Annotated in this window: 20 protein-coding genes; 8 read left to right on the top strand and 12 right to left on the bottom strand. The window is 42.2% G+C overall.

Features of this window, described 5'->3' with window-relative positions; all coding sequences use genetic code 11:
- Window positions 1–167 precede the first annotated feature (167 nt).
- From argO to acnB, 4 genes are all read right to left on the bottom strand, one after another.
- The gene (gene argO, locus Xbud_RS12500; protein ID WP_099136372.1) at window positions 168–791 is read right to left on the bottom strand and encodes an arginine exporter ArgO; all 624 of its coding nucleotides are present in this window, start codon (window positions 789–791) and stop codon (window positions 168–170) included.
- A gap of 223 nt (window positions 792–1,014) precedes the next feature.
- Window positions 1,015–1,887 (bottom strand): small-conductance mechanosensitive channel MscS, encoded by an 873-nt coding sequence (gene mscS / locus Xbud_RS12495; RefSeq protein WP_099136371.1) that lies wholly within the window; start codon window positions 1,885–1,887, stop codon window positions 1,015–1,017.
- 168 nt (window positions 1,888–2,055) lie between these two features.
- Window positions 2,056–2,421 carry a YacL family protein gene (locus tag Xbud_RS12490; RefSeq protein ID WP_099136370.1) on the bottom strand — a complete coding sequence of 122 codons (366 nt, stop codon included), beginning with the start codon at window positions 2,419–2,421 and terminating at the stop codon, window positions 2,056–2,058.
- 158 nt (window positions 2,422–2,579) lie between these two features.
- Window positions 2,580–5,177: a bifunctional aconitate hydratase 2/2-methylisocitrate dehydratase gene (gene acnB, locus Xbud_RS12485; protein WP_099136369.1), complete on the bottom strand. Its 2,598-nt coding sequence runs from the start codon at window positions 5,175–5,177 to the stop codon at window positions 2,580–2,582.
- 353 nt (window positions 5,178–5,530) lie between these two features.
- On the opposite strand from acnB, the gene Xbud_RS12480 reads away from it, so the two are divergent.
- On the top strand, window positions 5,531–6,178 hold the full coding sequence (locus tag Xbud_RS12480; protein WP_099136368.1) for a GNAT family N-acetyltransferase: 648 nt from the start codon (window positions 5,531–5,533) through the stop codon (window positions 6,176–6,178).
- Window positions 6,179–6,242: 64 nt separating this feature from the next.
- On the opposite strand, the gene lpdA is transcribed toward Xbud_RS12480, so the two are convergent.
- From lpdA to ampD, 6 genes are all read right to left on the bottom strand, one after another.
- Window positions 6,243–7,670 (bottom strand): dihydrolipoyl dehydrogenase, encoded by a 1,428-nt coding sequence (lpdA, locus tag Xbud_RS12475; protein WP_099136367.1) that lies wholly within the window; start codon window positions 7,668–7,670, stop codon window positions 6,243–6,245.
- A gap of 201 nt (window positions 7,671–7,871) precedes the next feature.
- Window positions 7,872–9,467 (bottom strand): pyruvate dehydrogenase complex dihydrolipoyllysine-residue acetyltransferase, encoded by a 1,596-nt coding sequence (aceF, locus tag Xbud_RS12470; RefSeq protein ID WP_099136366.1) that lies wholly within the window; start codon window positions 9,465–9,467, stop codon window positions 7,872–7,874.
- A 13-nt stretch (window positions 9,468–9,480) separates the two neighbouring features.
- Entirely contained in the window at window positions 9,481–12,144 is a 2,664-nt protein-coding gene (gene aceE, locus Xbud_RS12465; RefSeq protein ID WP_099136365.1) for a pyruvate dehydrogenase (acetyl-transferring), homodimeric type, read from the bottom strand.
- Window positions 12,145–12,385: 241 nt separating this feature from the next.
- The gene (gene pdhR / locus Xbud_RS12460; protein WP_099136364.1) at window positions 12,386–13,150 is read right to left on the bottom strand and encodes a pyruvate dehydrogenase complex transcriptional repressor PdhR; all 765 of its coding nucleotides are present in this window, start codon (window positions 13,148–13,150) and stop codon (window positions 12,386–12,388) included.
- Window positions 13,151–14,175: 1,025 nt separating this feature from the next.
- Window positions 14,176–15,030 carry a beta-lactamase regulator AmpE gene (ampE, locus tag Xbud_RS12455; RefSeq protein WP_099136363.1) on the bottom strand — a complete coding sequence of 285 codons (855 nt, stop codon included), beginning with the start codon at window positions 15,028–15,030 and terminating at the stop codon, window positions 14,176–14,178.
- On the bottom strand, window positions 15,027–15,578 hold the full coding sequence (ampD, locus tag Xbud_RS12450; protein ID WP_099136362.1) for a 1,6-anhydro-N-acetylmuramyl-L-alanine amidase AmpD: 552 nt from the start codon (window positions 15,576–15,578) through the stop codon (window positions 15,027–15,029). The genes ampE and ampD overlap by 4 nt, the downstream gene beginning before the upstream one ends.
- A gap of 340 nt (window positions 15,579–15,918) precedes the next feature.
- Here ampD and ppdD point away from each other — a divergent pair, with 340 nt between their 5' ends.
- The 6 genes from ppdD (at window position 15,919) to yacG (ending at window position 20,963) form a co-directional block, all read left to right on the top strand.
- Window positions 15,919–16,341, top strand: a complete 423-nt coding sequence (gene ppdD / locus Xbud_RS12445; RefSeq protein ID WP_099136361.1) for a prepilin peptidase-dependent pilin — start codon at window positions 15,919–15,921, stop codon at window positions 16,339–16,341.
- 136 nt (window positions 16,342–16,477) lie between these two features.
- Entirely contained in the window at window positions 16,478–18,019 is a 1,542-nt protein-coding gene (gene gspE / locus Xbud_RS12440; RefSeq protein WP_099136360.1) for a type II secretion system protein GspE, read from the top strand.
- Window positions 18,016–19,215: a protein transport protein HofC gene (hofC, locus tag Xbud_RS12435; protein WP_099136359.1), complete on the top strand. Its 1,200-nt coding sequence runs from the start codon at window positions 18,016–18,018 to the stop codon at window positions 19,213–19,215. Before gspE ends, hofC begins: the two co-directional genes overlap by 4 nt.
- A 141-nt stretch (window positions 19,216–19,356) precedes the next feature.
- The gene (gene coaE / locus Xbud_RS12430) at window positions 19,357–19,980 is read left to right on the top strand and encodes a dephospho-CoA kinase (protein ID WP_099136358.1); all 624 of its coding nucleotides are present in this window, start codon (window positions 19,357–19,359) and stop codon (window positions 19,978–19,980) included.
- Window positions 19,973–20,731 (top strand): cell division protein ZapD, encoded by a 759-nt coding sequence (gene zapD / locus Xbud_RS12425; RefSeq protein ID WP_099136357.1) that lies wholly within the window; start codon window positions 19,973–19,975, stop codon window positions 20,729–20,731. The genes coaE and zapD overlap by 8 nt, the downstream gene beginning before the upstream one ends.
- 37 nt (window positions 20,732–20,768) lie before the next feature.
- A complete protein-coding gene (gene yacG / locus Xbud_RS12420; RefSeq protein WP_099136356.1) occupies window positions 20,769–20,963 on the top strand; it encodes a DNA gyrase inhibitor YacG in 195 nt (64 codons plus the stop codon).
- A gap of 116 nt (window positions 20,964–21,079) precedes the next feature.
- Here yacG and mutT read toward each other — a convergent pair whose 3' ends face one another.
- On the bottom strand, window positions 21,080–21,475 hold the full coding sequence (gene mutT, locus Xbud_RS12415; RefSeq protein WP_099136355.1) for an 8-oxo-dGTP diphosphatase MutT: 396 nt from the start codon (window positions 21,473–21,475) through the stop codon (window positions 21,080–21,082).
- 340 nt (window positions 21,476–21,815) lie between these two features.
- Between mutT and Xbud_RS12410 the strand changes: the two genes are divergently transcribed.
- Window positions 21,816–23,405 (top strand): ATP-binding cassette domain-containing protein, encoded by a 1,590-nt coding sequence (locus Xbud_RS12410; protein WP_099136354.1) that lies wholly within the window; start codon window positions 21,816–21,818, stop codon window positions 23,403–23,405.
- A 64-nt stretch (window positions 23,406–23,469) separates the two neighbouring features.
- Here the strand turns inward: Xbud_RS12410 and secA are convergent, their stop codons facing one another.
- Window positions 23,470–26,178: a preprotein translocase subunit SecA gene (gene secA, locus Xbud_RS12405; protein ID WP_099136353.1), complete on the bottom strand. Its 2,709-nt coding sequence runs from the start codon at window positions 26,176–26,178 to the stop codon at window positions 23,470–23,472.
- Between the last annotated feature and the right edge of the window lie 69 nt (window positions 26,179–26,247).

The following is a 26,247-nucleotide window of genomic DNA, read 5'->3' as shown; positions in this document are numbered from 1 at the left end:
CTTTATCTATCAGGTATACAGCAAATAAATAAGTATTTTCTACAGAATTCTCACATTAAGACAAGTTTCTTTCAGAAACATTAGCACACTATTTTTATAAAGAACCATATTTATAAAGAACAGTTTGAATTATAAAGAAGCATTTAAATTATAAAGAAATGTTTAATTTAATTAAAAATCTGTAATCCTTGCTTAAACAAATTCCATGCGATATACCACATCACACAACCAACAAATAAGTTAATGATGCGCTGAGATCGTGGCTGATTAAGAATCGGTGAAAACCATGCAGCCAGAATAGCCAATGCGAAAAACCAACTGATGGATGCGGCAACTGCACCGACAGTAAACCACGGCCTGTGTTCTGCTGATAATCGTCCTCCAACGCTACCTAATACAACGAAAGTATCCAGATAAACATGAGGATTCAACCAGGTTACTGCAAATAATGTCACAATTACCCGCCAGCGGCTTTGAGCCAGAGCTTCTGTACTGGAGAATGCAATATCTGCTGATAATACTAGCCGAAAAGCTCCCCATCCGTACCATAGCAAAAATGCAACGCCTCCCCATGTCACAGCTTGCAGCAGAAACGCTGACTGCCCAAGCAAGGCACTACCACCAAAGACTCCTGCCATGATAAGAATAATGTCACTGACAGAACATAATGCTGCACTCATCAAATGAAACCGTTTTTTACTACCCTGCTGCATCACAAAAACATTTTGTGGTCCAAGTGGAATAATCATCGCAGCACTGAGAAAAAAGCCCTGAATCAATGTTGAAAACATGCAAAAATTCCTAATATTTATTCAATCAGATAAGTTCTATCTGCATATTAGGAAAATTCATTCATTAGTAGAAATGAATATTTCTTATCTATCATTAAAGAAACTTATCGAGCAATTAAAAGGTATTGGAAGAAATAGAGCAGAAAGAGTGACACGCCCAAGCTATTTAAGCAGTGCTGACTTAGTGTGAGAGTACTTCTATTTCTCACACCAAGTATATTGATTATTGATCCGTTTTCTTCTGTAGAGCAACTTGCTGTTGATGCAGATAAACATCCATTTGTGGGAAAGGAATACCAATATTGTGTTTATCCAAAGCTCGTTTGAAGTTTTCCATCAGATCCCAGTAAACGCTCCAAGCATCTCCATTAGTTGTCCACACACGCACAATAAAATTGAGTGATGAGGGTGCCATTTCATGCAACCGAATAGTGACACCTTTCTCATGCTGAATGCGCTTATCAGCTTTGATGACGTCACCCAACACTTTCTTTACTTCATCAATATCAGCGTCATAAGCTACACCGACCATTATCTGAGTACGGCGGTTTGGTTCACGGCTGGTATTGATAATATTGTCCGCAATAATCTTTCCGTTAGGGATCACAATAATACGATCATCCGTAGTACGTAATGTTGTGGAGAAAATTTGTACTTGGACAACCGTTCCTTCTACTGCACCAATAATGACATATTCACCAGTACGGAGTGGACGGAAAATTACCAACAACACACCAGCGGCAAAGTTTGACAGTGAACCCTGTAATGCCAGACCGACAGCCAAACCTGCGGCACCAATAACGGCAATCACAGAGGCGGTCTGAACACCTAATTTTCCAAGCACTGCAACAATAGTAAACGCGATGATGGCATAACGAATTATTGCTGACAAAAAGTCAGAAATAGTCGCATCAATACCACGTAGCGTCATGATTCGTTTCACTGCTTTATTTGCCAGTTTGGCAACAGCCAAACCTACAATCAGAATTAAAATGGCAAACACAATATTCACTGCATATTGGATAAGTAGATTTTGATTACTGACAAGCCAATTAGCTGCCTTACCAATCTCACCTGATAGATTGATCTCTTCCATAAAAGCCTACCTTTTTTGTTGGAACCTGCCGGGAAGAATCTCTTAACAGCATAGGTTCCTGTTTATAAATAAAAAGTCAATACGATGTCACACAAATACGTCACACAAAAGTGATGAAATATCGATTATGGCAGAAAGCTGCCATTGGTTGAACATAAACACTTACCTTTAATTGTTTTGCAAAACAAAATCTCTGTAAATGACCAACATATCGATAAAATCATCTGTACCGCAAAGTGCCAGGCTCTCATTATCATAGTAGCTCATACCCTCTTCCAGCATCTCTGTATCAAACTGGAGTTGATTAGCTCTGATCATAATTTCTTCTTCACTCATTAACAGTGTGTATTCATGACCGTTCAATTGCCACTGACGTTCGCTACCTTTTATATCCGTCAATGCTGAAATTATTTTATCTAGAACCCTCAAATCGCCTTTCACTTCCTCATTCAACCAGTGACCAATAGCTTCATGATCCATTGAGAAATTTGTTATCACCTGACCAGTGACATCCTGCATAAATTCATATTCCATCACATACCTCCACATTTTTGTTATATCAGCCACATCTGGATTTTAAACATTTCCGATTTCCACCTCAGAGGCTGTCCACAAACTGACACAAAATTTGCCACAAAAAACAGACATAAAAAAGGGAGGCCTCCGCCTCCCATGTCTTTGCAATATATTTTTTACACAGCAGTTTGGAAGATCACATCATCTGCTTTTTCGGTATATTGGTTCAATTGATCAAAATTGAGATAACGATAAGTATCTGCCGCTGTTTCATCAACCTTAGCCATGAATTGCAGATACTCTTCTGGCTTTGGCAGACGACCCAACAATGCAGCCACAGCAGCCAACTCCGCAGATGCCAGATATACATTGGCTCCCGCGCCTAAACGGTTTGGGAAGTTACGCGTAGAAGTGGATACCACCGTCGCTTCATCTGCAACCCGAGCCTGATTTCCCATACACAGTGAACAACCAGGGATCTCAATACGCGCCCCACTCTTACCAAAGACACTGTAATAACCCTCTTCTGTCAGTTGAGCAGCATCCATTTTCGTTGGAGGAGCAACCCACAGGCGGGTCGGTAACTGGCCTTTATGTTGATCCAATAACTTACCAGCCGCACGGAAATGACCAATATTCGTCATGCAAGAGCCGATAAATACTTCATCAATTTTATTGTTGGCAACTTCTGATAACAGGCGAGCATCATCCGGATCATTTGGTGCACACAAAATAGGCTCTTTGATGTCATCCAAATTAATTTCAATCACTGCTGCATATTCTGCATCTGCATCTGCTTCCAGTAATTGTGAATCTTTCAACCAATTTTCCATACCGATGATACGGCGCTCTAATGTCCGGCGATCACCATAACCTTCTGCAATCATCCATTTCAGCAATACAACATTGGATTGCAGATATTCAATGATCGGTGCTTTATCCAGTTTGATCGTACAGCCTGCTGCGGAACGTTCTGCGGATGCATCTGCCAACTCAAATGCCTGCTCAACTTTGAGTTCCGGCAAACCTTCAATTTCCAGAATGCGGCCAGAGAAAATATTTTTCTTACCTTTTTTCTCTACAGTCAACAAACCTTGCTGAATCGCGTAGTAAGGAATTGCATGAACCAGATCACGTAAGGTTATACCTGGTTGCATTTTGCCTTTAAAACGAACTAATACAGACTCAGGCATATCCAACGGCATAACCCCCGTCGCAGCGGCAAATGCCACTAACCCAGAACCCGCCGGGAAAGAGATACCGATAGGGAAACGAGTATGAGAATCGCCACCTGTACCTACAGTGTCCGGCAATAACATACGGTTTAACCATGAATGGATAATTCCATCTCCCGGACGCAGGGATACACCACCACGGTTCATGATGAAATCAGGCAAAGTATGATGAGTCGTCACATCAACAGGTTTTGGATAAGCCGCTGTATGGCAGAATGACTGCATAACCAGATCTGCCGAGAAACCAAGGCAAGCCAAATCCTTCAATTCATCACGAGTCATTGGGCCAGTGGTGTCCTGAGAGCCGACAGAAGTCATCTTCGGTTCACAGTATTCTCCCGGACGGATCCCAGTAGTACCACAAGCACGGCCAACCATTTTCTGTGCCAGCGAGAAACCACGACTGCTCTTCTCAACCGCTTTTGCCTGACGGAAAATATCACTGTGTGACAATCCTAAAGATTCACGAGCTTTAGCTGTCAGACCACGGCCGATAATTAATGGAATTCGACCGCCTGCGCGTACTTCATCAATCAGTACATCAGTTTTCAGTTCAAACGTCGCCAACACTTCATTAGTATTGTGATGACGAATTTCACCTTTATAAGGGTAGATATCAATAACATCACCCATATTGAGTTTGGAAACATCTACCTCAATCGGCAATGCGCCAGCATCTTCCATTGTGTTAAAAAAGATTGGTGCAATCTTTCCACCCAATACAACACCAGCGCCACGTTTGTTTGGTACAAACGGGATATCTTCCCCCATAAACCACAATACGGAGTTTGTAGCAGATTTACGGGAAGAGCCTGTACCCACTACATCCCCTACATACGCCAGAGGATGACCTTTTTTATTGAGTTCTTCAATTTGCTTGATTGGGCCAACGGCACCCGCCTGATCAGGCTCGATACCTTCACGGGCGTTTTTCAACATTGCCAGGGCATGTAATGGAATATCTGGACGTGACCACGCATCTGGTGCAGGAGAAAGATCATCGGTGTTAGTTTCACCGGTGACTTTAAAGACAGTAATTGTAATTTTTTCTGCCAGTTCAGGGCGTTCCAGGAACCATTCCGCATCTGCCCATGACTGGATAATTTGTTGAGCATGTGGATTACCTGCTTTCGCTTTTTCTTCCACATCATAGAAACTGTCAAACATCAGCAAAGTATGGGATAACCCCTTCACTGCAATTGGAGCCAATTTTTCATCATCGAGAGCGTCAATCAAAGCATGAATATTGTACCCACCCTGCATGGTTCCTAATAACTCAATGGCTTTTTCCCGCGTAACAAGTGGTGAAGTTGTTTCACCCTTAGCGATCGCAGCAAGGAAACCAGCTTTTACATAGGCCGCCTCATCAACACCGGGGGGAACACGGTTTGTCAGCAGGTCTAACAGAAAATTTTCTTCACCTTGAGTTGGGTTCTTTAGTAATTCGACCAGCGCGGCTGCTTGAGCTGCGTCTAATGGCTTAGGGACGATGCCTTGCGCTGCACGTTCGGCTACGTGCTTGCGGTATTCTTCTAGCACGACTTACTCCTCGCTCTCATTGTCATTTTATATGCCCGGCTGTCTGCATCCGGTAACGATCACCATGAAATGACCATCAAGGATGCCAGGTCAGAGGATTTTGCTCACATAACACTAATAAAATTATGCCGAGCTTCGAGCAATTAGCATACCAAAATTTGAATGGCATGTTAATTCATTCACATAAAATCAACATTGGACCGTGATAAGATTCTGGATATATGAGCTTAAAAGGTGTATTAAAGTACTAAATGCTGTTTGTTGCTATTTTAGCCTAAAAAAGCAATAAATACCGTCAGGCAATAGTAAAAAATACCAAATGTTACACAAAATGCGTCATCATGGAGGATATTATGCCAAATATCCCAATAAGAAATGATATACCATCTACTTCTCATTTAAGCCCCATCCTTGAAGAAAGAAGTTATCCCGATTATAAAACGATTATCAAAGAAGTTTCCAAAGAAGGCATGATATCAGCACTGAACGGGTTAAAGCGAAATGAGGCTTTGGCTCACCCCGATATGAGAAGACACCAATCATTTATCAACACGGCAAATTCAATAAACAATATTTATACTAATGCAAGTATCGGAGGAAATATAAATACGCATCGTTATTTTGTCTGTTTTTGTGCTCCTGAACCGGTTGGCATCATGATATTCATTCCAGCATCGTCAGTAATTTCACACGATACCGCTGATCTAATAGGATATATATTGACCTATCCCGGCGGTCAAGGATATGGAAGTTTACTGATTGAACATGCGGTGAATTTTTCCATTTCGTTAAATCATTCAGGCATATTGAAACTCTACGCTGAGCGCTATGCCATACCGATTTATCAACGATTATGTTTTGTATTTACAGGCAATTCTAATTTTGGAGCCGTTGAAATGCGTTTGGACCCTAGAATAAGCAATCGCTGGAGTGTTATCCCTAATGGCTATCGATTAACTAAATCCCGCTCTTTATTTAATTGGCAATGCCATATATTGTAAGTAACGGCTCCCATCTTTGGAAGCCGTTTAATATCTTTGCTAACCTACTGCAAACTATAAAGAATTATTTCTTTTTCTTCGCCTTAGGGTTTGGCAAGTCAGTGATGCTGCCTTCGTACATTTCCGCAGCCATACCGATTGATTCATACAGTGTTGGGTGAGCATGAACAGTCAGAGCAATATCTTCTGCATCACAACCCATTTCGATAGCCAGACCAATTTCACCCAGCAGTTCGCCACCGTTAGTACCAACAACAGCACCACCGATAATACGATTGGTTTCTTTATCGAAAATCAGTTTAGTCATACCATCTGAACAGTCAGATGCGATCGCACGACCAGAAGCAGCCCATGGGAAAGTCGCAGTTTCGTAACTGATGCCCTTCTCTTTTGCTTCTTTCTCAGTCAAACCAACCCATGCAACTTCTGGTTCAGTGTACGCGATAGATGGAATAACTTTTGGATCGAAGTAATGTTTTTTACCAGAGATAACTTCTGCTGCAACATGACCTTCATGAACACCTTTGTGTGCCAACATTGGCTGACCAACGACATCACCGATAGCGAAGATATGAGGTACGTTAGTGCGCATTTGCTTATCAACATGGATAAAACCACGGTCATCAACAGCAACACCCGCTTTGCCAGCATCGATCAGTTTACCGTTTGGTACACGGCCGATAGCAACCAGAACCGCATCATATCGCTGAGGTTCTGCTGGTGCTTTTTTACCTTCCATTGTCACGTAGATGCCATCTTCTTTAGCTTCTACAGCGGTCACTTTAGTTTCCAGCATCAGGTTGAATTTCTTGCTGACACGCTTAGTGAACACTTTAACAACGTCTTTGTCCGCAGCAGGAATAACCTGATCGAACATTTCCACCACGTCGATCTGAGAACCCAGAGCGTGGTAAACAGTACCCATTTCCAGGCCGATAATACCCCCGCCCATAACCAACAAGCGTCCCGGAACAGTTTTCAGTTCCAGTGCATCGGTAGAATCCCATACGCGAGGGTCATCATGTGGAATGAATGGCAGTTGAATTGGGCGTGAACCCGCTGCGATAATGGCATTATCAAAATTAATCGTTGTTGTGCCGTTCCCGCCTTCTACTACCAGAGTGTTAGCACCTGTAAATTTACCAACACCGTTAACAACGTTAACTTTACGGCCCTTAGCCATGCCGCCCAGACCACCTGTCAACTGGGAAATAACTTTTTCTTTCCAGAGACGGATTTTATCAATATCAGTTTGTGGCTCACCAAACACGATACCGTGTTGTGACAGCGCTTTTGCTTCTTCAATCACTTTTGCAACGTGAAGCAATGCTTTAGATGGGATACAACCCACATTAAGGCAAACACCACCTAGAGTAGAGTAGCGCTCAACCAGAACGGTATCCAAACCTAAATCTGCACAACGGAAAGCAGCAGAATACCCTGCCGGGCCTGCTCCAAGCACCACTACCTGGGCTTTAATTTCAGTACTCATCATGACCTCTTAATTATTTGTCCGGCGGGTCAGACGAAAAAAACATATTCCACCGGGACGTACACACCGCGAGCAGTTTACAGAATTGTAAATAACCTGAAAAGCGCGTAAACGTGACAGAAATCGCAACCTGCCAGATGCAAGTATAAAATACCTGTCACGATCATAATTATTAGGCCGGCATATTTACCGGCCTTCGCATTACATCACCAGATGGCGAATATCGCTCATCAATTGATTAATGTAAGTGATGAAACGAGCACCATCTGCACCATCGATCACACGGTGGTCGAAAGACAGAGACATAGGCAGAATCAGACGAGGAACGAATTCCTTGCCATTCCAGACCGGCTTCATAGAAGAACGGGACAGCCCCATAATTGCCACTTCTGGTGCGTTCACGATTGGTGCAAAACCAGTTGTACCGATACCACCCAGGCTTGAGATAGTAAAGCAACCACCCTGCATATCGGAAGCAGTCAGCTTACCAGCACGCGCTTTCTTAGATACTTCTGCCAATTCTCTTGATAGTTCAACGATGCCTTTCTTATTAACATCTTTGAATACAGGAACAACCAGACCGTTAGGTGTATCAACCGCGATACCGATGTTAACGTATTTTTTCAGGATCAGCTTCTGGCCATCTTCGGAGATAGAGCTGTTAAAGCGAGGCATTGCTTCCAGTGCTTTCGCAGCCGCTTTCATAACGAATACCAGCGGAGTGATCTTCACGCCAAGCTGTTTCTTCTCAGCTTCTTTGTTCTGCTGCTTACGGAATTCTTCAACCTCAGTGATATCCGCTTCATCGAACAGGTTAACGTGAGGGATCATTACCCAGTTACGGCTCAGGTTAGCACCGGAGATTTTCTGGATACGGCTCATTTCAACTTCTTCGATTTCACCAAACTTGCTGAAATCAACTTTCGGCCAAGGCAACATACCCGGCAGACCACCACCCGCAGGTGCTGCTTCTGCACGTTTGATTGCATCTTTCACGTAAGCCTGAACATCTTCACGCAAGATACGACCTTTACGACCCGTCCCTTTTACTTTAGCCAGATTTACGCCAAATTCACGTGCCAGACGACGAATAACTGGAGTCGCATGAACGTAAGCATCGTTTTCTGCAAACTCATTTTTGCCTTCTGCTGGCTGGCTGGTTACTGGCGCTGGTGCTGGTGCTGCTTTCGCAGGTTCCGCCGCAGGAGCCGGAGTCGCTGCTGGAGCTGCCGCAGGTGCTGTATCGGCAACTTCGAATACCATAATCAGAGAGCCGGTTTTTACTTTATCGCCAGCTGCGATTTTGATCTCTTTCACTGTACCCGCAAATGGAGCCGGAACTTCCATAGAAGCCTTATCACCTTCAACGGTGATCAGTGACTGCTCTTCAGTGATGGCGTCACCGACTTTTACCATGATTTCGGTAACTTCAACTTCATCACCACCGATATCTGGTACAGCAACTTCTTTGCTTTCAGCCGCTACAAACGCCGCTGCTGTAGCCGCTACAAGCGCTACTGCCGGAGCCTCTTCCTGCTGTACTGGTGCAGCTTCTGCTACACCAGTTGCGGATTCAAAAATCATGATCAGTTTGTCGGTTTCAACTTTATCGCCAACCGCAACTTTGATTTCTTTAACCACACCCGCCTGTGGAGATGGAACTTCCATGGAGGCCTTATCACCTTCAACAGTGATCAGTGACTGTTCTGTTTCTACTGTGTCACCAACGTTCACCAGAATCTCGGTAACTTCAACTTCATCTGCACCAATATCAGGTACGTTAATTTCGATAGACATTAATCTTTACCTCTTATGCCAGACGTGGGTTAACTTTTTCTGGATTGATGTTGTATTTTTTGATTGCTTCTTCAACCACTTTCACATCAACTTTGCCACGTTTAGCCAATTCACCCAGAGCAGCAACGACCACGTAAGAAGCATCAACTTCAAAGTGATGACGCAGGTTTTCACGACTGTCAGAACGACCGAAACCGTCAGTACCCAATACGCGGAATTCACTTGCTGGTACGAAGTTACGAACCTGCTCAGCAAACAGCTTCATGTAGTCAGTAGAAGCGACTGCCGGTGCGTCGTTCATGATCTGAGCAATGTAAGGAATGCGTGGTTCTTCTGATGGATGCAGCATGTTCCAGCGCTCACAATCCTGACCATCGCGAGCCAGTTCAGTGAAGGAAGTTACGCTGTAAACGTCAGCGCCAATATCATACTCGTCAGACAGGATCTTAGCTGCTTCACGAACGTGACGCAGGATGGAACCAGAGCCCAGCAACTGAACTTTACCTTTTGCGCCTTCCATGCATTCCAGCTTGTAGATACCTTTACGGATACCTTCTTCAGCGCCTTCAGGCATTGCTGGCATGTGGTAGTTTTCGTTCAGGGTAGTAATGTAATAGTAGATATTTTCTTGTTTTTCACCATACATACGCTCCAAACCATCATGCATAATGACAGCTACTTCATAAGCGAACGCTGGATCGTAAGAGATACAGTTAGGGATAGTCAGAGACTGAATATGGCTGTGACCATCTTCGTGCTGTAAACCTTCACCGTTCAGCGTTGTACGGCCAGAAGTACCACCGATCAGGAAACCACGAGCCTGCTGATCACCCGCGGCCCAACACAGATCACCGATACGCTGGAATCCGAACATGGAGTAGTAGATGTAGAACGGGATCATTGGCAGATTGTTGGTACTGTATGAAGTTGCAGCAGCCAGCCAGGATGACGCAGCACCCAGCTCATTGATACCTTCTTGCAAGATCTGGCCTTTAGAATCTTCTTTATAGTACGCAACCTGCTCACGGTCTTGCGGAGTATACTGCTGACCATTCGGGCTGTAGATACCGATCTGACGGAATAGACCTTCCATACCGAAAGTACGTGCTTCATCAGCAATGATTGGAACCAGACGATCTTTGATCGACTTATTCTTCAGCATGATATTCAGTGCACGAACGAAAGCGATAGTGGTAGAAATTTCTTTAGATTGTTCTTCCAGCAGAGAGCTGAAATCTTCCAGAACTGGGATATCCAGTTTTTCGTCGAAGTTAACACGACGGCTTGGCAGGTAACCACCCAGTGCATTACGACGCTCATGCAGATATTTAGATTCTTCAGAGTCTTTGTCGAAAGTCACGTATGGCAGGTTTTCAATTTGCTCATCAGATACAGGCACATTGAAACGATCACGGAACTGACGAACGCCTTCCATGTTCATTTTCTTAACCTGGTGAGCAATGTTTTTACCTTCAGCAGTATCACCCATGCCGTAACCCTTGATAGTCTGAGCCAGAATTACAGTTGGTTTACCTGTAGTTTTCTGCGCTTTTTTCAGTGCAGCGAAAACTTTCTTAGGATCGTGACCACCACGGTTCAGAGCCCAGATTTCGTCATCAGTCATGTCTTTGACCAATTCCGCAGTTTCTGGGTAACGGCCGAAGAAGTGCTCACGAACATACGCGCCATTTTTGGACTTGAATGTCTGGTAGTCGCCATCCAGAGTTTCATTCATCAGTTGAACCAGTTTACCGCTGGTATCTTTACGCAGCAGTGCATCCCAACGCTCACCCCACAGGACTTTCAGTACTTGCCAGCCAGCACCGTCGAAAATGCCTTCCAGTTCATTAACAATTTTACCGTTACCGGTTACTGGACCATCAAGACGTTGCAGGTTACAGTTGATGATGAAGACTAGGTTGTCCAGCTTTTCTCGAGTTGCGATAGTGATCGCACCTTTGGATTCTGGCTCATCCATCTCGCCATCACCCAGGAAAGCATAGACAGTTTGTTTAGAAGTATCTTTCAGGCCACGGTGTTCCAGATATTTCAGGAATTTAGCCTGATAGATAGCAGAAATTGGCCCCAGACCCATTGAAACAGTCGGGAACTGCCAGAAATCAGGCATCAATTTTGGATGTGGGTAAGAAGACAAACCATTACCGCCAATTTCCTGACGGAAATTGTTCATCTGCTCTTCAGTCAAACGACCTTCAAGGAATGCACGTGCATAAACGCCTGGAGAAATGTGACCCTGGAAGTAAACCAAGTCGCCACCATCATTCTCATTACGAGCACGGAAGAAGTGGTTAAAACAAACTTCATAAACAGTAGCGGAAGACTGGAATGAAGCCATGTGACCACCCAGTTCTAGATCTTTCTTGGATGCACGCAGAACGGTCATGATCGCATTCCAGCGAATAGCAGAACGAATGCGACGCTCCAAATCCAGATTACCAGGGTAAGCCGGCTCATCCTCAACCGGAATAGTGTTGATGTAATCACGGTTTGCAGTACCAGCCGCAACGTTAACGCCACCTTTACGTGCTTCGTTCAAAACCTGATCAATCAAGAATTGAGCGCGTTCAACACCTTCTTCACGGATGACCGATTCGATCGCCTGTAACCAATCGCGAGTTTCGATCGGATCCACGTCATTTTTCAAAATATCTGACATGGTGTGTTCCTTATCTGTTATCTATTTCTAATGGTTGTTTTGGAGCCTATCTTCTGGTCATACCCTTTGACATTCAGTCAGTCATGACCGGAAGATAGGCCCTGCTATATGTTGCCGCTAAAACCCTTAAATAAAGAGCTAACGACTGTACAGACGCAGCAGCCAGGATCTGTACAGTCAAGTTTAGAATCTATCCCATTTGGGAGTTGTATTAATCCATGACGACCCGGGGGATAGGCTCTTAGTCCTGATGTTGTTGGAGCCGTCTTAGTGAGCGCTCACGACGAGTATGCTCACGAGTCAGATCCAATAAAACTTCTTCTATAAAAGACAAATGGCGATATGAAGCTTCACGAGCTTTTTCCGGCTCTCTCGCCATTATTGCGTGAAAAATATCTGCCCTATGGTTACTCACTGCCGCCAGCATTTCTTTACGGGTATAAATGAATTCGAAATTACGCCGGATATTCTGTTCCAGCATCGGGATCATACAACGCAATAAATGCAGCAATACCACGTTATGGGCTGCTTCTGTGACAACGAGTTGATATTGCAGGACAGCATCTGATTCCGCATTGATATCCCCGCTTTGTTGTGCTTCTTGGATAGCAAAGTGATTTTTCTCAATACGTTTAAAATCTTCATCCGTTCCCCTGAGAGCAGCGTAATAAGCCGCAATACCTTCCAGCGCATGACGCGCTTCCAGGAGATCAAATTGTGATTCTTGATTCTCTGCAATAAGTTGGGCGAGTGGATCACTGAAACTTTGCCAGAGATTATTCTGTACAAACGTTCCTCCACCCTGACGACGGAAAAGAAAACCTTTAGCTTCCAGTTTTTGGATGGCTTCGCGTAATGAAGGGCGTGATACTTCGAACTGCTTCGCCAGTTCACGCTCAGGCGGAAGTTTTTCTCCAGGACGTAATGAGCCTTCGAGAATGAGGTGTTCAAGACGTTGCTCAATCACATCTGATAACTTTGGTTGGCGAATTTTGCTATAAGCCATATTTGCTGTAAGCCATTCAGTAAGTAAACGTTACTTTCGAACTATTTCTATGTGAATTAGTTATTTGAACTATGCCCTGTTTGGCAGGGTATTCAGACTAACTTCCAGACAATCAACCTCATTCAATTGACTTCATTTAGTCGGGATTTAGTCAATTGGTAATACCAATTTAGAATACAGGCCATAAAGTAACAAAGTATTGATTAGCTGTCTATAAAGACCTTGGGCTAAATCATAAAAACCTGCAAATTTTAACAAATTATTTTAATTTTTATCAGAAAATTATAACTAAACGGGACTTTTAGACAATAAAATAGGTTAGCATTAAAGGGCAGAACGCAAATTCATTATCTATTGTTATAATTTATTTAGTATATCAATTCATTCGTTTATTTATTATTTAAATTTATACATTATTATTAGTTTGTAACACATGGTGAAAGAGGAAAGGGATATATTCTCTTAACATAACAGCAGCACAATCATGTTATTGGTAAGATTTCCAATGGTTAATTCCCAATCATAACTAAAGAATCACTACTGTATGTTCGATATACATAATCAATATACTGGATAGATTGCGAGCTACATATTCAAGTTACACAGCAGTGGCAAATGAATGGTTAGGAAAAACAGCAAGACATTTTGAACGCAATACCCTCCCCTCAGGAATAACAAGAATGTTATGGATATTTTCTTCAAGTGGTCACACCAAGTTCCAACTCAGGGAATATTCCAATTTTTCAGGATGAAAAACTATTAAGGATGAATAGGTTCAGGCTAATTTGATATGTACCAATAGATTTCAAGTTGCATCACTGTAGCAAGTGAATGCTCACAGCCATCAAAGAAGCAACCTGAAAGATGGACGGTATAAAGCTCCTTTTCATGCAATTCCCGCCATAATATGTCAAACCTGACACTGGCGGGAGTTTTTTTATGTTACGCCCCAAAGTGACTGTTCTTGGCCCTATCAAAAGCTTACAGCGTCTTTCGCTAAGCTTATATACCCACTCATTTCTCAACTAGGTTAACGTCCCATAAATTGTCAATAAGGCAACAATGATCACAATGGTAAATGTTGCTTTTTTCGCGATTTTCACTGCTGCAAGGGGGGTATTCAAAAGATCCAGATGAGGTTCCTTACTCAATGCAAATTGTGCCAATTGACTGACCACCTTATATTGGGATGTCCGCAAGTCACTAAGTGATGCAATCCAGGCAGGTAATGCCTTTTCGCCATGTCCCAACAGAGCATAAGCTATACCAGCCAAACGCGCAGGGATCCAATCCAGACAATTTAATAGCGCATCAACACCTGATTGAGCACGCTGTACGGTAGTCCCATATCGTGCTGACCATCCTTGATAAGCTCTCAAAAAACCATACCCCATCAAAATTGCCGGGCCAAATTTACCCATCACGACTAACCAGAAAATTGGAGCAAGATAGTAACGGAAATTAATCCAGATTAACGCGTTCTGTATTTCACGCAATCGTTCGTCTTTTGTTGTATTCGATGGAATTCCTTGCCCCATTGTCAAATGGGTAAGATGCATATTTTGCTGATCTAAATCATCAATACGCACGGCTCGGAGATATTCACGATAACTATGACGCAAAGAACCCGCACCAATACATAACAAACTAATCATGATGCACAATAAAATTGCCGGCATACCAAAAGCCACTGTGCTCAAAACCTCAATGAGCTTCCAGGTCAAAAAAACAACCACAAGGGTCATCCCTAAACTTACCCACAGTGAATATAATTTTACTCTGGCAAAAAAAGGTGCCAGATAATGTTCCAGCTGCCAATGGTCTCCCATTTTAAAAATGCGTTCCCATGCCAGTATTAACAATAGAATAAAGAGGGTCATCCAATTCGCTCCTTCAATAATTGCCGATAATATTCCCAGTAAAAATAAGGCCCTGGGTCGGTTTTTCTACCCGGTGCGATATCACTGTGCCCTGTAATATTGTTACGAATATCAGGGTATTGTTTGATAATTAGCTGAGTCACTTCCACCAACTTAAAGTACTGGATTTCAGTGAATGGTTCGTAATCCGTCCCTTCCAACTCAATACCTATTGAAAAATCATTGCACGTTTCACGATCACAATAACAGGAAACACCCGCATGCCAAGCTCTTTTATCGAAAGGAACATACTGTACAACTTCACCATCCCGGCGAATCAAACAGTGAGCAGAAACACGCAGCCCTTTTATCTCTTCAAAGAAAGGATCTTCATCGGGATCCAACGTTCCCATAAATAACTGATCAATATACGGCCCGCCAAACTTACCAGGTGGTAAACTAATGTTATGAATGACAAGTAATGATGGGATTTCACCTTCCGGGCGCAAATCATAATGTGGAGAAGTAACTTTTCTGGCATCGTCAATCCACCCTTCATTTAACTTCATTCTCTTACTCCATCGAACTGTTTCATCGCTAATTTTTCCACTAAATTGGAAGACAACCGATCAAAATGTAACAGATCAGTATGTTAGCATTTTCAATCGAAAGATATTTTCGCTCGTGCTTTCACTTGCGAGCAGGCTCGAAAATTTTCCGGTAAAAAATGTAATCAATAGTTATCTTTTCGAACCATTTCCACAAAATGTACTAACACCATTTTCTTTTTAAAAAAAATCTCCATCCTTATTAGCACCAACTCATATTAAAAATCATGCATTGCTCTGAAAAAATATAGAGAGAATATGCAGAAAAACACATAAAAGAAGAAAATAAAAAGGAGATAATATGAATCAACAAGGATTTACATTAATGGAAGTCATGGTTGTGATGGCAATTGTATCTATCCTTGGTGCAATTGGTATTCCCAGCTATCAAGGCTATATTCAAAAGGCTGCATTAACCGATGTGCTCCAGGCAATTGTACCTTATAAATCCGGTGTTGAAATTTGCCATTTTGAAACAGAAAGCCACAAAGAATGCAACACTGGCCATACATCCATTCCATCTGGTCACAATAGCCGTTATATCAGTACCATAACTGTAAAAATGGGAGAAATAACTATCGTTGGTAAACAAAATCTCAATGGACTCAATGCCATCTTAAAACCAATTCAGGACATTAAAACAGGTATTACACATTGGCAAACGGTATGTAATGCCGAAAACGAATCATTGAAAATAAAATGTCAGGAGACACTGAAGTTTTAAAAGTCATTAATTTAGTCATTAGTTAATAATTGCAAGCTATGATCAAGCATTCTTATGGAAAAATATCAGTTTTCCAAGATGGGATTTGGACAAACTAAAACCATTAATCTATTTAAACAACAAAGGAATATAATAAATGGAAAACACGGAAAATATTTTAATTGAAAGAAAAATCAAAGAACTCTGCCAAAAACATCAGGCAATTATTATAAAAAGGGATGCTTACACCATAACTATTGCCTGTAGCCAATCCCCTAATGAAGAATTCATTTCTTCACTACGTTTTATTTCTGGTGCAATAATTAATTTTGATATTTGGCCAAAAGCTAAAATTGAATCCATGTTGACACAAGAAGGATCATTTATACCTTGTACAGAAAGTTACTGTGCTGAGAATGATGAAACAGAAATCTATCGAACAGAAAACTTAGGTATTCCAGATAATAACCACAATGATGCACAATTGAATGACAGCTATACCGAAAATATTGATACGCCTGTCATTCAGTTAATTAATCAGACAATCTCAATCTCTATACAGAAAAGAGCATCAGATATTCATTTTGAGCCTTCTCAATACAACTATCGGATACGCATTCGGGTTGATGGTGTGTTGCATTCTATGCCATCACCCTCTTCTCAAATAAATGCGGGTATTCCTGCTCGCTTAAAAATCATGGCAAAACTTAATATCGCTGAAAAACGCCAACCGCAAGATGGGCAATTTAACTGGAATGATCACAAAATCAGTTATGCAATACGTATATCTACCTTGCCAACGCTGTATGGAGAAAAAATTGTTCTGCGAATTTTAAACACCATACACCAATTATCATTGGAACAACTCGGTCTATCTGAGTCCCAGTTACAGCTTTTAAAGCAGAAACTTCGTGTACCACAGGGAATGATTATAGTTACAGGCCCGACAGGAAGCGGTAAAACTATCACATTGTATAGTTGCCTGAAATATTTAAATCAAGCGAAGAAGAATATCTGTAGTGTTGAAGACCCGGTAGAAATTCCTTTAACGGGCATCAATCAAACACAGGTAAATAACAAAATTGGACTCGATTTCGCTAAGGTTTTACGGGCATTACTGCGGCAAGATCCTGATATCATCATGGTTGGTGAAATTCGTGATAACGAAACGGCTGAAATATCGATGAAAGCCGCTCAAACAGGCCATCTGGTTTTATCCACCCTGCATACGAACTCCACAATAGACACACTATCTCGCCTGCAAAATCTTGGGATTCCAGGCTATACCACTGCATCATGTGTAAAATTAATTATTGCCCAACGATTAGTTCGCAAACTTTGCCCTCATTGCCGACAAAAAATGGAAGAACCTACGATCATACATTTTGAAAACAGAGAAATAAAACAACAAATTACTGTGCAGCAATGGGTAGCCGTCGGCTGTGAACACTGTTTTTCTGGTTATTATGGCAGAACAGCCATCTATGAATTTCTCGAAATCAAGCCTGAATTCCAGCAAGCTTTATCAGAAAAATCTTCTGACAAATTTCCCTGTCTGCCCATCTTACACCAGCAAACAACTCTTTTTTCTGCTGGATTGGAATTAGTAGAACAGGGCACAACAACACTGGAAGAGATTTATCAAATTACAGGACAAGAAACGTATCCAATAGATATTAAGGCAGAGAGTACAGAATGAAAATGGAATATATTTATCAATGGCAAGCAGTTAATAAAAAAGGAAATATTATAAGAGGAGAAAGTATTGGCCGAAACAAACACTCTATTTTCCAGTACCTGAGTCAACTTGATTTACAACCTTATACGATAAAATGTAAAAAATTTATTTATTACAGCGAAAAGGAAATTACTTATCGTCTGCATTTCATCCATCAACTAAATACATTACTGACATCAGGTATCCCTTTGTTGCAGGGGCTGACTATCCTATTGCAAGAATGCAAAAACATCATTTGGCGATGTGTACTGACAGATCTTATTCAAAAAATCAGCCAGGGAGAGCCATTTTCCACCGCATTGAAACACTATCCCCGATTATTTTCTCCCTTATTTTGCCAAATTATCGCAGTAGGAGAGCAAACCGGCCAACTCGAAACCTGCTGCCAACTACTCATTGATAGATTAGAACAACAAAATATACTGCATAAAAAGATCCGAAAAGCGTATCGCTATCCTTTGATAATCGCCTTCATCACAGTCCTTGTCATTTTGCTAATGTTGATTGTTGTCCTGCCCGAATTCAAACAGGTATATTCTGCATTTAATGCCTCACTTCCTTTATTAACACAGGGAGTTTTGTCAGCATCCGACTTTCTGATTAACTGGGGCATACTATTTTTAACAACGATATTAATATTGGTCAGCCTCTATTCTTGGCTACGTTTACGATACCCGGTGTTGTACTCAAAGGAAAAAATGCTTCTTCTCAAGCTCCCTCTTTTCAGAAAACTCACAAGCTACCAACATACCAGCCAAATATTCCATATTCTGTTTATGACACAGAAAGCAGGGTTAACCTTAACCAGCGGTCTGGAATGCGCACTGAATGCAACGCATCATCCTTTATTTATAACGGGGATAAAAAGCCTTCACCGACAGATCCAGCAAGGGATACCAATGAGCAGTGCCTTGAAAAGAGAAGACTGTTTTCCACCATTATGTAAACAATTTGTCATAATTGGTGAAGAATCAGGTGAACTTGAAGTATTTTTGGGTAATCTAGCGTTATGGTATCAAGAACAATTTATCAACTGTGCTGATAAATTAGTGCAATTACTTGAACCTGTATTAATGCTGATTATGGCGGTGATTGTTGGCTTACTACTACTCGCCATGTACCTGCCTATCTTTCAATTAGGTACTATTTTGATGTAACAGCTTAATTTGCATATTTTCAATATCATTATTTTTTCTCGAGGGTTGTAAGAACCGAAATTATACATGTTTGTTTATAGCCCATGTGCATCCCTTGAGTTACAATTTGCATATGCTATCAGAAATCTTTTAAGGGATAGAATGAATTATATTGTTGCACTCACAGGTGGAATTGGTAGCGGTAAAACGACTATCTCTAATGTATTTTCATCCCTTGGTGTCCCGCTTGTTGATGCAGATATTATTGCCAGAGAAGTTGTTACTCCTGGTTCTCCCGCATTACAAGCAATCTCAGAACACTTTGGCTCCGACATCTTATTATCAGATGGCAGTTTAAACCGCGCCGCGCTACGTCAGAAGATTTTCTCAGCCCCAGAAGAAAAACAATGGCTCAACTCACTTCTTCATCCACTAATACATGCAGAAACACAACGGCAATTAAATCAGGTCAGTTATCCTTATGTCATTTGGGTCGTTCCTCTGTTAATAGAAAATAACTTAATGCACTTGGCTAACCGTATCTTGGTTGTTGATGTTCCTCCTGAAATACAAATCAGCCGGACAATCACACGTGATGGCGTCAACCGTGAACAAGTCGAAAATATTCTGGCCGCGCAAGTCAGTCGTCAAGAACGCCTGGAAAAGGCGGATGATGTCATCCTTAACGATCAAAAAGAGCAAGATCTCGCTGCACGTATAATCGGATTACATCAAAACTATTTGAAACAAGCAGAATTAGTTAGACAGGAAGAACGTAATGAGTGATGCAACCTCCACTATTATTTTTGAACACCCACTAAATGAGAAAATGCGTTCATGGTTGAGGATTGAATCTTCACTACAACAGCTAGAAAAACAGTGCTATCTGGATTCACAAGCAAACAGCCTCGCATTTTTTCGTACGATTGCTGAATTAATTGAGATATTGGAACGTGGTGAAGTACGCTCTGAATTATTAAAGGAACTGGATCGTCAACAAATAAAATTAAAACAATGGCTTAGTGCACCTAATGTGGACACTCCTATGATTCACAAACTGATGGAGCAGCTAAAAGAGCGGAGCATCGCATTACATCATGCTCCGCGCCTTAGCCAGCAAATCAAAGAAGATCGTATCATCAGCATGGTGCGTCAACGGCTCAGCATCCCGGGAGGATGTTGCAGTTTTGACTTACCGACATTACATCTGTGGCTGCATCTACCACAATCTATCCGGGATGAGACAGTTAAATCCTGGCTGAACAGTTTGTTACCATTAAAACAAGCATTAGAAAGTATTCTGGGGTTGATACGCCACTCAACGATGTTCTCTGCGCAAATCAGTCATAACGGTTTCTATCAAGGAAATGCTGATGAGGGGGATCTATTGAGATTAAAATTAGATATTGTACTGAACTCACTGATTTATCCACAAATCTCCGGCCACAAAACCCGTTTTGCTATCCGTTTCTTACCAATGGATAGTGAAAACGGTACTGTACCTACGCATTTGTCATTTGAATTGGCCTGCTGTTAATATAATCAATCAAACTAAGCAGGAGAAGAGAACTAAAATGTCTGAAGTATTGACTGTCGCATGCCCAACATGCGGCAAGACAATAATATGGGGTGAAATCAGCCCTCATCGCCCATTTTGCAGTAAACGTTGTCAGTTAATTGACTTGGGCGAGTGGGCTAATGAGGAAAAGAAAATCCCCAGCCAGGGCGACAGCACAGAAAATGATGACTGGAGTGAACAACCGGATTAGTAATCACATTTTATATTCCCGCCTGTATTAGGCGAGAGTTTACGGTGCTTTTTGCTAAAATATATCACGGTAGTATCGAATCATCTGACACTACCGCGATATTTGTTTCAATGAGTTCAATCTTTAGTTAATAAATTGACAATGCTGCGATTTGCTGGTGGAAATTCATCAGCAACTAATTCAGTTTGCGGGATCCAACGGTAAGGTTGCCCCTCTTTACCAAATGGCTCATTCTTCCACCGATCAACCAAATAAAAGTAAAGGGTAATATTTCTGTCCGAGAATTCATGTGTGATAGTTTCCAGCAATTCACAATGAGTTACCGTGATACCAACTTCTTCTTTTAATTCCCTGATCAAAGCCTGTTCTGGTGTTTCTCCCTGTTCAAGCTTCCCCCCCGGAAACTCCCAAAATCCCCCCATGTGTGAATCAGCACGGCGTTGGGTGATAAAAATTTCATCATTGCTATCTTTAATAATTCCTGCCGCAATATGCAGATGTTTTTTTTCCATAATGCTTTTCCAGAATAGTCTTTCTCACAAACCATAATAAAGCAGCCTTACGGGAAAAACACAGGATTAATATCACGAGATCTGCGTCACTTCTTACCTCTTTTTACCAAACCTTCCATAGATAAGAGAATATTATGTATACAGATACTCAATAGATTTCAAATTATATCATAGTGGCAATCACTGTACACTTATGGTTAAATTTTTGATTTAAATGCAATAATTAGAAAATACAACTGTGAGGTAACTTGGGAAATGAACAGGAAAAATTGCAAATAAGGCTCTGCCCAATAATTAAAAATAAGCATTTTACATCTTAAAGATTGAGGAAAAATCATTCATGCAATATGAAGATCAACCATTAATCGAAGCAAGACAAATAACCTATCAATTTTCTGGTGAAATCAACCCATTATTTTCTAATATTGATATTTTTTTGCATACAGAACAACACGCTTTAGTGGGCCGTAACGGTATTGGCAAATCTTGGTTAGCATCAATATTGGCACAACAGATCCCGCCTTCAGAAGGCAGTGTAAAACATTTTTGTGATGTCGGTTATTTATCACAAGGCCTGTCTGCTTTTACCGGCAACGCTGGAGATATGCTCGGACTGACTAATATTATAAATGCCAATGAGCACATCCTCGCTGGTACTGGTGAAACGGTTGATTTTGACATTATGGAGGGAAATTGGGATTGGCAATTTCAGATCGAATCCTTACTGTCAGAAGGTGAGTTGTCCCCGGAGATATTAAACCAGCCCTTCGACTCACTGAGTGGAGGAGAACAAACACGACTTCGGTTGCTGGCACTTAAAAGACGAGGAGCTGGTTTTATGATCTTGGATGAGCCAAGTAACCATCTTGATCGACAAGGGCGCCTTTGGTTAGCTCAGTGGCTGACAACATTCAATGGCGGTATTTTACTGGTGACACATGACACTAAGCTATTGCAGCATGTGTCGGTTATTTATGAACTCAGTGGGTTAGGATTATCCCGTAGTATCGGTGGCTGGGAAACATGGCAGGAGAGTAAAAAACAACTACGGTTGGGTATACAACGTGATGTTGATCAGACCAGGAAAAACCTCAAACAAGCTTTGCGCGACAAACAAAGAGATCGGGAAAAAACCGATAAAAGGCAAAGTCAGGGTAAGCAGCGCAGGGAAAATGCTAACCAAGCTAAACTCCTTCTTGATCACGCATTAGGACGCTCAGAAGTCACGTTATCACGGATAGCAAAACAGAATGAAGAGAGATTACAACGCAGCTCTTCATTAGCCGCAGAAGCCAATGCAAAACTTGAAATTATCGATCCACTGTCAATCGCTGTTGCAATGCCACAAGCAGCAGCTTCTCCATTGCTTTATTTACAAGATATCATTTTGCCCTTTGGTTCCGGCTCCCCTATTAGTTTAACCATAAATAATGGTGATCGTCTCGCTATCACTGGCAAAAATGGTAGCGGAAAATCCACTTTATTAAAGGTAATGGCGGGGTTATTGGCACCAATACAAGGTATCTGCCGCGTAACCTCTTCACATAGTCTGATGGATCAGCATTTTTCATTTCTGGATAAAACACAGTCAGCCCTGTATAACTTTCAATTACAGTCACCAGGCTGGACTGAAGATCGTTATCGTACTCGGCTGGCACAACTACGTATGCGTGGAGAAGAGGCGTTAAAACCCGTCAGTTATCTGAGCGGAGGTGAACAACTTAAGGTAGCTCTTGCTTGTCTATTTTGTGGGCCTTCCGCACCAGCTTTGCTGCTGTTGGACGAGCCGGATAATCATCTGGATATTGAGTCACGAGAGTTACTTCAGCAAGCACTACATGATTATACTGGTGCCATAGTATTGATTTCTCATGACGATCAGTTTCTTGAGAATGTTGGCAATATGCAGGAACAAGTACTGGGGAAATAAGTTCTTAGAATTAGGTAAAGTAGCCAGCGAGAATGAATCGCTGGCTGTTTATGACTAATTTTAATTATAAACGACCGTGACAATGTTTATATTTTTTGCCTGAACCACATGGACAAGGATCATTACGCCCGACTTTACTGGCACCGCTTGCCATTTGTGCTTCGGCTTCTGACATCAAAGCACCTTGCTCAATTTCATGGCTTAAATGCTGTTGCCTTGCCAGACGTTCTGCTTCCGCACGACGCTGCTGCTCAAGTGCTTCCACTTCTTCCGGCATTCTGACCTGAACTTTGCTCAAAGTGCTGATCACTTCGTATTTCAATGATTCCAGCATATTGGCAAACATAGCGAAGGATTCGCGCTTATATTCCTGTTTTGGATCTTTCTGCGCATAGCCACGTAGGTGAATACCTTGACGCAGGTAATCCATCGCAGCCAAGTGCTCCTTCCACAATGTATCCAGCGTTTGCAACATGATGCCTTTTTCAAAATTACGCATCATTTCTGCACCGACAATTTCTTCTTTCTGTTTGTAAAGTTCAATTGCCTGCTCAAGAATACGCTCACGCAACGTTTCTTCATGCAGCTCTGGCTCTTTATCCAGCCACTCTTTTATAGGCAGAGCCAAATCAAAGTCGTTGACCAAACGTTCCTGCAAGCCAGACACATCCCACATCTCTTCCAGAGATTGAGGTGGAATATAAGCATCAATAGTGACTTTGAAAACATCTTCACGGATGCTGGAAATAGTTTCGCTGACATCGCTCACATCGAGCAAATCGTTACGTTGTGCATAAATAGCGCGACGTTGATCATTGGCAACATCATCATATTCCAACAATTGCTTACGGATATCGAAGTTACGGCTTTCGACTTTACGCTGAGCATTTGCAATGGCTTTGGTCACCCACGGATGTTCAATGGCTTCACCCGGCTGCATACCCAGTTTGCGCATCATTCCTGTAACACGCTCAGAAGCAAAAATACGCATCAGAGAGTCTTCCATTGACAGATAGAAGCGTGAAGAACCCGCATCCCCCTGACGTCCAGCACGACCACGCAGCTGATTATCAATACGACGTGATTCATGGCGCTCTGTGCCAATAATATGCAAACCGCCTGCTACCAGTACAGCATCATGACGCTCTTGCCATGCTGCCTTGATTTGTTCGATTTTCTCTTCCGTAGGTTCTTCCAGCTTGGCAATCTCTGCCTGCCAACTTCCCCCCAGCATGATATCTGTACCACGTCCTGCCATGTTAGTTGCGATAGTTACAGTACCTGCCTGTCCGGCCTGTGCGATAATGTCAGCTTCCATTGCATGGAATTTCGCATTCAGAACGTTATGCTCAATGCCTGCGTTGGTCAGTGCATTGGAAACCAGCTCTGATTTCTCAATTGAGATAGTTCCCACCAATATCGGCTGACCGTTACTTGTACGATCCTTGATGTCTTCTATGATCGCATCAATTTTTTCCGCTTCAGTCATGTAAACCAAATCAGGTAAATCCTGGCGGATCATCGGACGGTTTGTCGGTACAACAATGGTATCTAGTTTGTAAATAGAACTGAATTCAAAGGCTTCAGTATCCGCAGTACCTGTCATACCCGCCAATTTTTCATACAGACGGAAGTAATTCTGGAATGTAATGGAAGCCAGCGTTTGGTTCTCATTCTGGATTTCAACACGCTCTTTGGCTTCTACTGCCTGATGCAGGCCATCAGACCAACGGCGCCCTTGCATGGTACGCCCAGTATGTTCATCAACAATGATGACTTCACCATCTTTGACGATATAGTCCACATCACGGGTAAACAGCACATGAGCACGCAATGCTGCGGTAACATGGTGCATCAGCATAATGTTGGTCGGTGAATACAAAGATTCACCTTCATCCATCAACTTAGCATTCACCAAAAGTTCTTCAATCAGAACCAGACCACGCTCAGTAAGGTTAACCTGACGTGTTTTTTCATCAACAGAGAAATGACCTTCTCCCTGAAAGGTATCTGAATCTTCTTTTTCCTGGCGGATTAATTTAGGGATCAGTTTGTCAACTTTAATGTAGAGCTCAGAACTGTCTTCCGCTGGCCCGGAAATAATCAATGGAGTACGAGCTTCATCAATTAGGATGGAGTCAACTTCATCCACCAACGCATAATGCAGTTTGCGCTGTACACGCTCTTCCGGACTAAATGCCATGTTGTCGCGCAGATAGTCAAAACCGTATTCGTTATTGGTGCCATAAGTAATATCTGCCGCATAGGCTGCACGTTTGGCCGGAGCTGGCATACCCGGCAAATTGATGCCAACACTCAGACCCAAAAATTCAAACAACGGTCGGTTATTCTCAGCATCACGTTGCGCCAGATAGTCGTTCACGGTAACAACATGAACACCACGTCCACTTAACGCATTCAGATAAGCAGGCAACGTTGCTGTCAGAGTTTTACCTTCACCAGTACGCATCTCGGCAATACAACGCTCATTGAGTACCATACCGCCCAACAATTGCACATCAAAGTGACGCATGCCAAATACACGCTTACTGGCTTCACGAACCGTGGCAAAAGCTTCCGGGAGGATCTTATCCAGTGATTCTCCTTCTTTGAGTCGGGCACGGAATTGATCAGTTTTTGCTTTCAGCTCTTCATCTGACAGCTTTTCAAAATCAGGCTCCATACGATTGATAACATCAACCACTTTACGCAACCGACGCAAAGTGCGGTCATTACGGCTACCAAAAATCTTAGTAAGTAATTTAATCAACATAATTAATACATCTCAGATAAGGCCACAGTTGCAGCCAACCAATTGTGTCTTTTATGACTAGTATTTCAT

It is taken from the genome of Xenorhabdus budapestensis (assembly GCF_002632465.1).
Lineage (GTDB): Bacteria > Pseudomonadota > Gammaproteobacteria > Enterobacterales > Enterobacteriaceae > Xenorhabdus > Xenorhabdus budapestensis.
Note: the sequence above shows the minus strand (reverse complement) of the source record. Positions and strands in the feature narration are given on the sequence as shown.